Origin of the sequence: Streptomyces sp. NRRL B-24085 (assembly GCF_001282115.1) — a bacterium.
Taxonomy (GTDB): Bacteria; Actinomycetota; Actinomycetes; order Streptomycetales; family Streptomycetaceae; genus Streptomyces.
In genome coordinates, this window is record NZ_LJBR01000108.1 from 24,807 (window position 1) to 31,709 (window position 6,903).

The 6,903-nt window shown below is 71.0% G+C and carries 6 protein-coding genes; 3 read left to right on the plus strand and 3 right to left on the minus strand.

Annotation, left to right across the window (positions count from 1 at the left end; genetic code table 11):
* Positions 1–56: 56 nt before the first annotated feature.
* Both AOJ26_RS14280 and AOJ26_RS14285 read left to right on the plus strand, forming a co-directional pair.
* Positions 57–2,111, plus strand: coding sequence for a phosphocholine-specific phospholipase C (locus tag AOJ26_RS14280; protein ID WP_053848637.1), 2,055 nt, complete (start codon positions 57–59; stop codon positions 2,109–2,111).
* A gap of 63 nt (positions 2,112–2,174) precedes the next feature.
* Entirely contained in the window at positions 2,175–3,023 is an 849-nt protein-coding gene (locus AOJ26_RS14285; protein ID WP_053848638.1) for a phospholipid scramblase-related protein, read from the plus strand.
* 6 nt (positions 3,024–3,029) lie between these two features.
* On the opposite strand, the gene AOJ26_RS14290 is transcribed toward AOJ26_RS14285, so the two are convergent.
* Complete coding sequence (locus AOJ26_RS14290) at positions 3,030–3,977, minus strand: hypothetical protein (RefSeq protein ID WP_053848639.1); 948 nt, start codon at positions 3,975–3,977, stop codon at positions 3,030–3,032.
* On the minus strand, positions 3,974–4,816 hold the full coding sequence (locus tag AOJ26_RS14295; protein ID WP_053848640.1) for a phosphatase PAP2 family protein: 843 nt from the start codon (positions 4,814–4,816) through the stop codon (positions 3,974–3,976). Before AOJ26_RS14295 ends, AOJ26_RS14290 begins: the two co-directional genes overlap by 4 nt.
* Before the next feature lie 233 nt (positions 4,817–5,049).
* On the opposite strand from AOJ26_RS14295, the gene AOJ26_RS14300 reads away from it, so the two are divergent.
* A complete protein-coding gene (locus AOJ26_RS14300) occupies positions 5,050–5,613 on the plus strand; it encodes a TetR/AcrR family transcriptional regulator (RefSeq protein ID WP_053848641.1) in 564 nt (187 codons plus the stop codon).
* 150 nt (positions 5,614–5,763) lie between these two features.
* Here the strand turns inward: AOJ26_RS14300 and AOJ26_RS14305 are convergent, their stop codons facing one another.
* On the minus strand, positions 5,764–6,747 hold the full coding sequence (locus AOJ26_RS14305) for a DUF2510 domain-containing protein (RefSeq protein WP_053848642.1): 984 nt from the start codon (positions 6,745–6,747) through the stop codon (positions 5,764–5,766).
* Between the last annotated feature and the right edge of the window lie 156 nt (positions 6,748–6,903).

The window sequence follows — 6,903 nt, forward strand, 5'->3', positions numbered from 1 at the left end:
CGCACCTTCCGTCACCTTCGGGCCATCGATGCGCAGGATTGAGAGGTCCCTCACTCATGTCCGACGTCAACCGGCGCAGATTCCTCCAACTCGCGGGCGCCACCACCGCCTTCACCGCCCTGTCGAACAGCATCCAGCGCGCCGCCGCGCTCCCGGCCCACCACCGCACGGGGACGATCGAGGACGTCGAGCACGTCGTCGTCCTGATGCAGGAGAACCGGTCCTTCGACCACTACTTCGGCTCGCTCAGGGGCGTGCGCGGCTTCGGCGACCCGCGCCCCGTGACCCTGGAGAACGGCAAGTCCGTCTGGCACCAGACGGACCGGAACGGCAAGGAGATCCTGCCCTTCCGTCCCGAGGCCGACGATCTGGGCATGCAGTTCATCCAGGACCTCCCGCACGGCTGGAACGACGGACACGCCGCCTTCAACGGGGGCAAGTACGACAAATGGGTCCCGAACAAGGGGTCCACGACGATGGCGTACCTGACCCGCGAGGACATCCCCTTCCACTACGCCCTCGCCGACTCGTTCACCGTCTGCGACGCCTACCACTGCTCGTTCATCGGCTCGACCGACCCGAACCGCTACTACATGTGGACGGGCTACACGGGCAACGACGGCCAGGGCGGCGGCCCGGTCCTCGGCAACGACGAGGCCGGCTACGGCTGGACCACCTACCCCGAGCGCCTGGAGAAGGCCGGCGTCTCCTGGAAGATCTACCAGGACGTCGGCGACGGCCTCGACGCGAACGGCAGCTGGGGCTGGATCCCGGACGCCTACCGGGGCAACTACGGCGACAACTCGCTGCTCTACTTCAACCAGTACAGGAACGCCAAGCCCGGCGATCCGCTGTACGACAAGGCCCGCACCGGGACCGACTTCACCAAGGGCGAGGGCTACTTCGACCGGCTCAGGGCCGACGTCAAAACCGGAAAGCTGCCCCAGGTCTCCTGGATCGTCGCCCCCGAGGCCTTCACCGAGCACCCCAACTGGCCCGCCAACTACGGCGCCTGGTACATCGCCCAGGTCCTGGACGCGCTCACCGCGGACCCGAAGGTGTGGGCGAAGACGGCCCTGTTCATCACCTACGACGAGAACGACGGCTTCTTCGACCACGTGGTCCCCGCCTTCCCGCCCGGCTCGGCGGCCCAGGGCAAGTCCACGGTCGATCCCTCCCTCGACCTCTTCAAGGGCGACGCCGGCCACCCGGCCGGCCCCTACGGACTCGGCCAGCGGGTGCCGATGCTCGTCGTCTCGCCCTGGAGCAAGGGCGGTTACGTCTGCTCCGAGACGCTCGACCACACCTCGATCATCCGCTTCCTGGAGCGGCGCTTCGGCGTCCACGAGCCCAACATCTCGCCCTGGCGGCGCGCGGTCTGCGGCGACCTGACCTCCGCCTTCGACTTCTCCCGCAAGGACACCAGGCCGGTCGCCCTGCCGGACACCGACGGCTACGAACCGCCGGACCGCGAGCGCCACCCCGACTACGTGCCCGTCCCGCCCGCCGTCGGCACCCTGCCGAAGCAGGAGCCCGGCCTGCGTCCCGCCCGACCCCTCAAGTACGTGCCGCGCGTGGACGGTTCCGTCGACGCGAGGAACGGCACCTTCACCCTCACCTTCGCCTCCGGCGCCAAGGCCGGTGCCGCCTTCCTGGTGACCTCCGGCAACCGCACGGACGGGCCCTGGAGTTACACCACCGAGGCCGGCCGGACGGTCTCGGACACCTGGAACTCGGCGTACTCCAAGGGGGCGTACGACCTGACCGTGCACGGCCCGGCAGGCTTCCTGCGCGCCTTCCGGGGGTCGAACAAGAGCGCCGGCCCCGAGGTGACCGCCCGCCACACCGGCGACGACGTCGAGCTGACCTTCACCAACAAGGGCTCCGGCACGGTCCGTCTGAAGGTGACGAGCGGCTACGGCGATCCCGCGCGCACCTTCACCGTGCGGTCCGGCGCCACCGTCCGGCACACCTTCGGGCTCGTCAGGAGCCGTCGCTGGTACGACCTCACGGTCACCTCCGACGCCGAGCCGGCGTTCTTCAGGCGATTCGCCGGACATGTCGAGAACGGGCGTCCCGGGGTGAGTGATCCCGCCGTAATCACCAGGTAAAGCCGTACGGGGAGCGGTCGTACACATGGCCGGAATGCGGTGGTCCCGGGGTAGTGTGCCCCGGTGACCACGCATTCGAACACACCTTCAGGCTGGTACCCCGATCCGCACGGAGCCGCCCAGACGCTCCGGTACTGGGACGGGGCGCAGTGGACGCAGCACACCCACCAGGACCAGCAGGGGGCGGGGCAGGCCGTGCAGGCCCCGCCGGCCCCGGCACCGCAGATGCCCCAGCAGTCGGCCGGTCCCGACCCGCGCGTGCAGCGTCAGGTGCAGCAGCAGGCCGGCGTCACCGGGGGCGGTGCGGGCGGCGGCACGCTGTTCACCGAGCCGGTGCTCGTGGTCAACCAGAAGGCCAAGCTGATCGAGCTGACCAACGAGTACAAGGTCATGGACCAGCACGGCAACCAGCTCGGCTCCGTCACCCAGGTCGGGCAGAGCGCGTTCCGGAAGATCGTGCGGTTCTTCTGGAGCATCGATCAGTTCATGAAGATCAGGCTGGAGATCCGCGACGCCCACGGGCAGCCGCTCATGCTGCTGACCCGGCCGGGCAAGATCTTCAAGTCCCGGGTGATCGTGGAGCGTCCGGACGGTACGCCGGTCGGTGAGATCGTCCAGCAGAACATGATCGGGAAGATCAACTTCGCGCTGATGGTGGACGGCCGGCAGGTCGGCGCGATCAAGGCGGAGAACTGGCGGGCCTGGAACTTCGCGATCGTCGACCACACCGACAACGAGGTCGCCCGGATCACGAAGACGTGGGAGGGGCTCGCCAAGACGATGTTCACGACCGCGGACAACTACGTGCTCCAGATCCACTACCAGCTGCCCGAGCCGCTGCTGAGCCTGGTCGTCGCCACCGCGCTGACGGTCGACACGGCGCTGAAGCAGGACGCCCGCGGGTTCGGCTGAGCGTCCCTACAGCGGTGTGAGGTGCCCCGGCCCCGGCTGCCGGGGCACTGTCATGTCCCGCAGGGCCGGTTCCACCGACGCCGTCGACGGTTCGAGGGCCAGGACCGCCGCCACCGGATGGTCGTCGTCCACCGCCACCGGGGGCGTGCGGGTCAGCAGCACCACACCCCAGGCCGCGAGGCCCGCGCCCGCCAGGGCGAGCAGGACGCCCGCCGCGCCGCCCCGCAGGCCCTCGCCCAGCAGGGACAGGCCGATCACGGCGGCGGCCAGCGGGTTGGCCAGGGTCACCACCGCGAGCGGGGCGCCGAGGCCGTCACGGTAGGCGGTCTGGGAGAGCAGGAGCCCGCCCGCGGCGAAGGCGGCGACCAGCAGGGCCACGCCGATCACCTGGACGCTGAGAAGCGACTCGGAACGGTCCGTCGCGGCCACCGTCACGGTCTGGGTGAGCGCGGACGCCACGCCCGAGGCGACCCCGGACGCCGACGCGTGCCGGATGCCGGGCCGGGTACCGGGACGGGCCAGCACGCCGATCAGGGCCGCCGTCACCGCCGCCACCGCCACCGCCTCGGACGTGCTCAGCACCTTGCCGGGCTCGGAGCCCGACGCCACCACGAGGATCGCGGCGAGTCCGGCCAGCGTGTACACGGTGCCCCGCCACTCCGTCGCGCTGACCCGGCGCCCGGCGATCCGGGCGCCCAGCGGCACCGCGGCGACCAGGGTGAGGGCGCCGAGCGGCTGGACCACGGTCAGTGGCCCGTACTTGAGGGCGACGACATGCAGCAGCGCGGCCGACGCGTTGAGCGCGACCGACCCCCACCAGGCGCCCGAGCCCAGCATCCGCAGCACGCCGGAACCGGGCTCGCGGGAGGCGAGGCGCTCCTGGGCGACGGCTGCGGCCGCGTAGGCGACGGAGGAGAGCAGCGAGAGGGCGAGGGCGAGCAGGGTGGCGTTCATCGGCCCGCTCCGACCAGGACGTTCTCCTCGGACTCGGCCGGGGCGAGCTTCTCCTGGGCTTGGCGTGCCGTGGTGGCCGTCCGGTGCCGGGAGCGAAGCGGGACGAGGGTCCCCCGGGGCGAGGTCAGGGGGCGGACGACGGCCAGGACGACGCCGAGCAGGGCCGTCACCACGATCGCGTCCATCCAGTAGTGGTTCGCCGTCCCGACGATCACCGCGAGGGTCACCAGCGGGTGCAGCAGCCACAGCCACCGCCACCGCGAGCGGGTGGCCACGATCAGGCCGATCGCCACCATCAGGGCCCAGCCGAAGTGCAGCGAGGGCATCGCGGCGAACTGGTTGGAGAGGGAGTCGGTCTGCGGCGGGCCGTACACGGAGGGGCCGTAGACCTTCGCGGTGTCGACCAGACCGGCCGCCGCGAGCATCCGCGGCGGGGCCAGCGGGAAGACGAGGTGCAGCACCAGGGCGGCGCCGGTGAGGCCGGCGAGGACGCGACGGGCCCACAGGTAGCGGGCGGGACGCCTCAGGTACAGCCAGACCAGGAAGGCGACCGTGGCCGGGAAGTGGACGGTCGCGTAGTAGGTGTTCGCGAGGTGCGCGAGGGTGTCGCCGTGCAGCAGCAGCGACTGGACCGAGCCCTCTCCGGGCAGGTGCAGGGTCCGTTCCCAGTCCCATACGCGGTCGGCGTTGCGGTAGGCCTCGGTGGTGTGGCCCGTGACCAGTTGCCGGCCGAACTTGTAGACGAGGAAGAGTCCTACGACGAGCAGGAGCTCACGGACGAGCGGCGGCCGCGCTGTGGCGCCCGGCTCCGCTTCTGAAGGCTCGGTGCGGGCATTCATTCCCCCGGCCCTTTCGCTGACGGTGGTGCTGATACCGAATCCGAACAACGTGGTGACTCGTCCGGATTCCAAAACTCATCGATACGACCTCGTACCGATACGCCAGTGTACCGATACGGTCGGGTACCGGTACACTGGCGTATCGATTGACATACGACACACTGGAATCCGGGAATGAAACGCGGCGACCGCGAAAGCAGCCCGGCCGCCGGAGCGAAGGAAGGGAAGAGCTCATGACGTCGCAGGCCGCGGACGGACCGGAGACGGTCGCCGCCTCGCGCCGCTCCAAGATCACGCCCGAGCGTGAGCAGGAGTTCTTCGACGCCGTGCTCGAACAGGTCCGCGAATGCGGATACGACGCCGTGACCATGGAGGGCGTCGCCGCCAGCACCCGGTGCAGCAAGTCGACCCTCTACCGGCAGTGGAAGACCAAGCCCCAGTTCGTGGTGGCCGCCCTGCGCTCCCGCCGCAGGGCGAAGTTCGACGGGATCGACACCGGATCGCTCGCCGAGGACCTGCGCGAGGCCGCCCGCGCCGCGGGCCGGTGGTCGATGCACGACACCAAGCTGCTCCGTGAGGCGCTGGTCGAACCGGAGATCGCCGCACTGAGGCACATTCTCCAGCGTGGGGTCGACCGGGGTGAGATCGCATCCGGACACCCGGCGCTGGAATACGTCCCGGCGCAGATGTTCGGTGTCGTCCGCGCCCGGCCCGTGGTGGACGGGAAGTACGCCGACCCGGACTACCTGGTCCGCTTCGTCGAGGCCGCCGTACTGCCGGCGCTCGGCCTGACCTGAGACCCAGGCCGCCGTCCACGGGATGACTGGACGGCGACCTGCTCGCGCCGCACCGTGGGGACGGGGGCGGCGCGCACCCCCCGGCCGGGTGGGGGGCCTCCCGAGCGGGGAGGCGCCCCACCCGGCCGACGCGGACCCGGGGGCCCGGCGTCAGACGTCCTGGCCGCTGCCGCCGCCCGTCGACACCTTGATCCCCTTGGTGATGTCGTCGATCACGCTCTGGCCCTCTTCGACGTCGACGCCGAAGCGCACCACCACGATCTGCTGCGGGTTCGCCGGGGACGGGAAGGCCAGGGACTCCACATAGCCGTCGGAGCCCTTGCTGGTGACCGCCTTCCAGCGGACCCGGTAGCCCTTCTGCCCGGCCACGGTCACCGCCTCGGAGTCCAGTACGTCGTGCGAGGTGATCGAGCCGTACGTCTTGCCGCCGTAGGACTGCTCGGCGTTCGCCTCGATGTCGGCCTTGGCCACCGCCTCGGCCGTGCTGCCCTTGGTGCCCAGGGCCAGGGCGGGCGCCGAGTAGGCACCGCCCTTCGTGCACTTCTCGGAGGTGTCGCCGGGGCAGGCGTAGGAGTCGTTCGAGGTCACGGACGCACCGACCTGGATCTCCTGGCCGTACCAGTCGTCCGGGATGGGCAGGCTGATCCCGTCGATCGAGTCGGTCACCGAACCGCTCTCGATCCTCGGCGCCTCGGACCCCCGCGGGGAGGGCGACGCGCCGCCGGAACCTCCGCTGCCGCCGGAGCCGCCGGGCCCCCCGTTGCCGCCGAACGGTCCGCCCTGGCCGCCCGGGCCCTGCGAGGTGGACGCGTCGTCCTTGCCGTTTCCGCTGTCGGCCAGCGCGTACACCCCCACGCCTATGCTCGCCAGCACCACGACCGCCACGGCCACGGCTATGCCCGTGCGGCCGCGCCGCGTTCCCGCCGGCGGCTGAACGGGATACGGCGGATAGACCGGATAGGGCCCGGCGTCCCCGGGGCTCGCGACCTGTTCCGGGGGACCCCATGCGGCGGCCGATCCGGCGGGCCGGGTCTGCTCGGTCCACGCCTTGCCGTCCCACCAGCGCTCGGTGGCGGGACCGTCACTTGTCTGCCCGGGATCGGGGTACCACCCGGGGGGAGTCTCCTGCGTCATGTCCCCACCGTATGAGCACTCGGTGAAAGAGGGATGAGAGGGGCACGGCCGATTCAGGCCGAGGCGCGGGTGTGCCGTCGGCTGATTGGGGTGGAGGTCCCTTCGGGGTCTTCGGGTGCTGCCGGTCGAATCGTGACGGGCGGGGCGCCTGCGTGC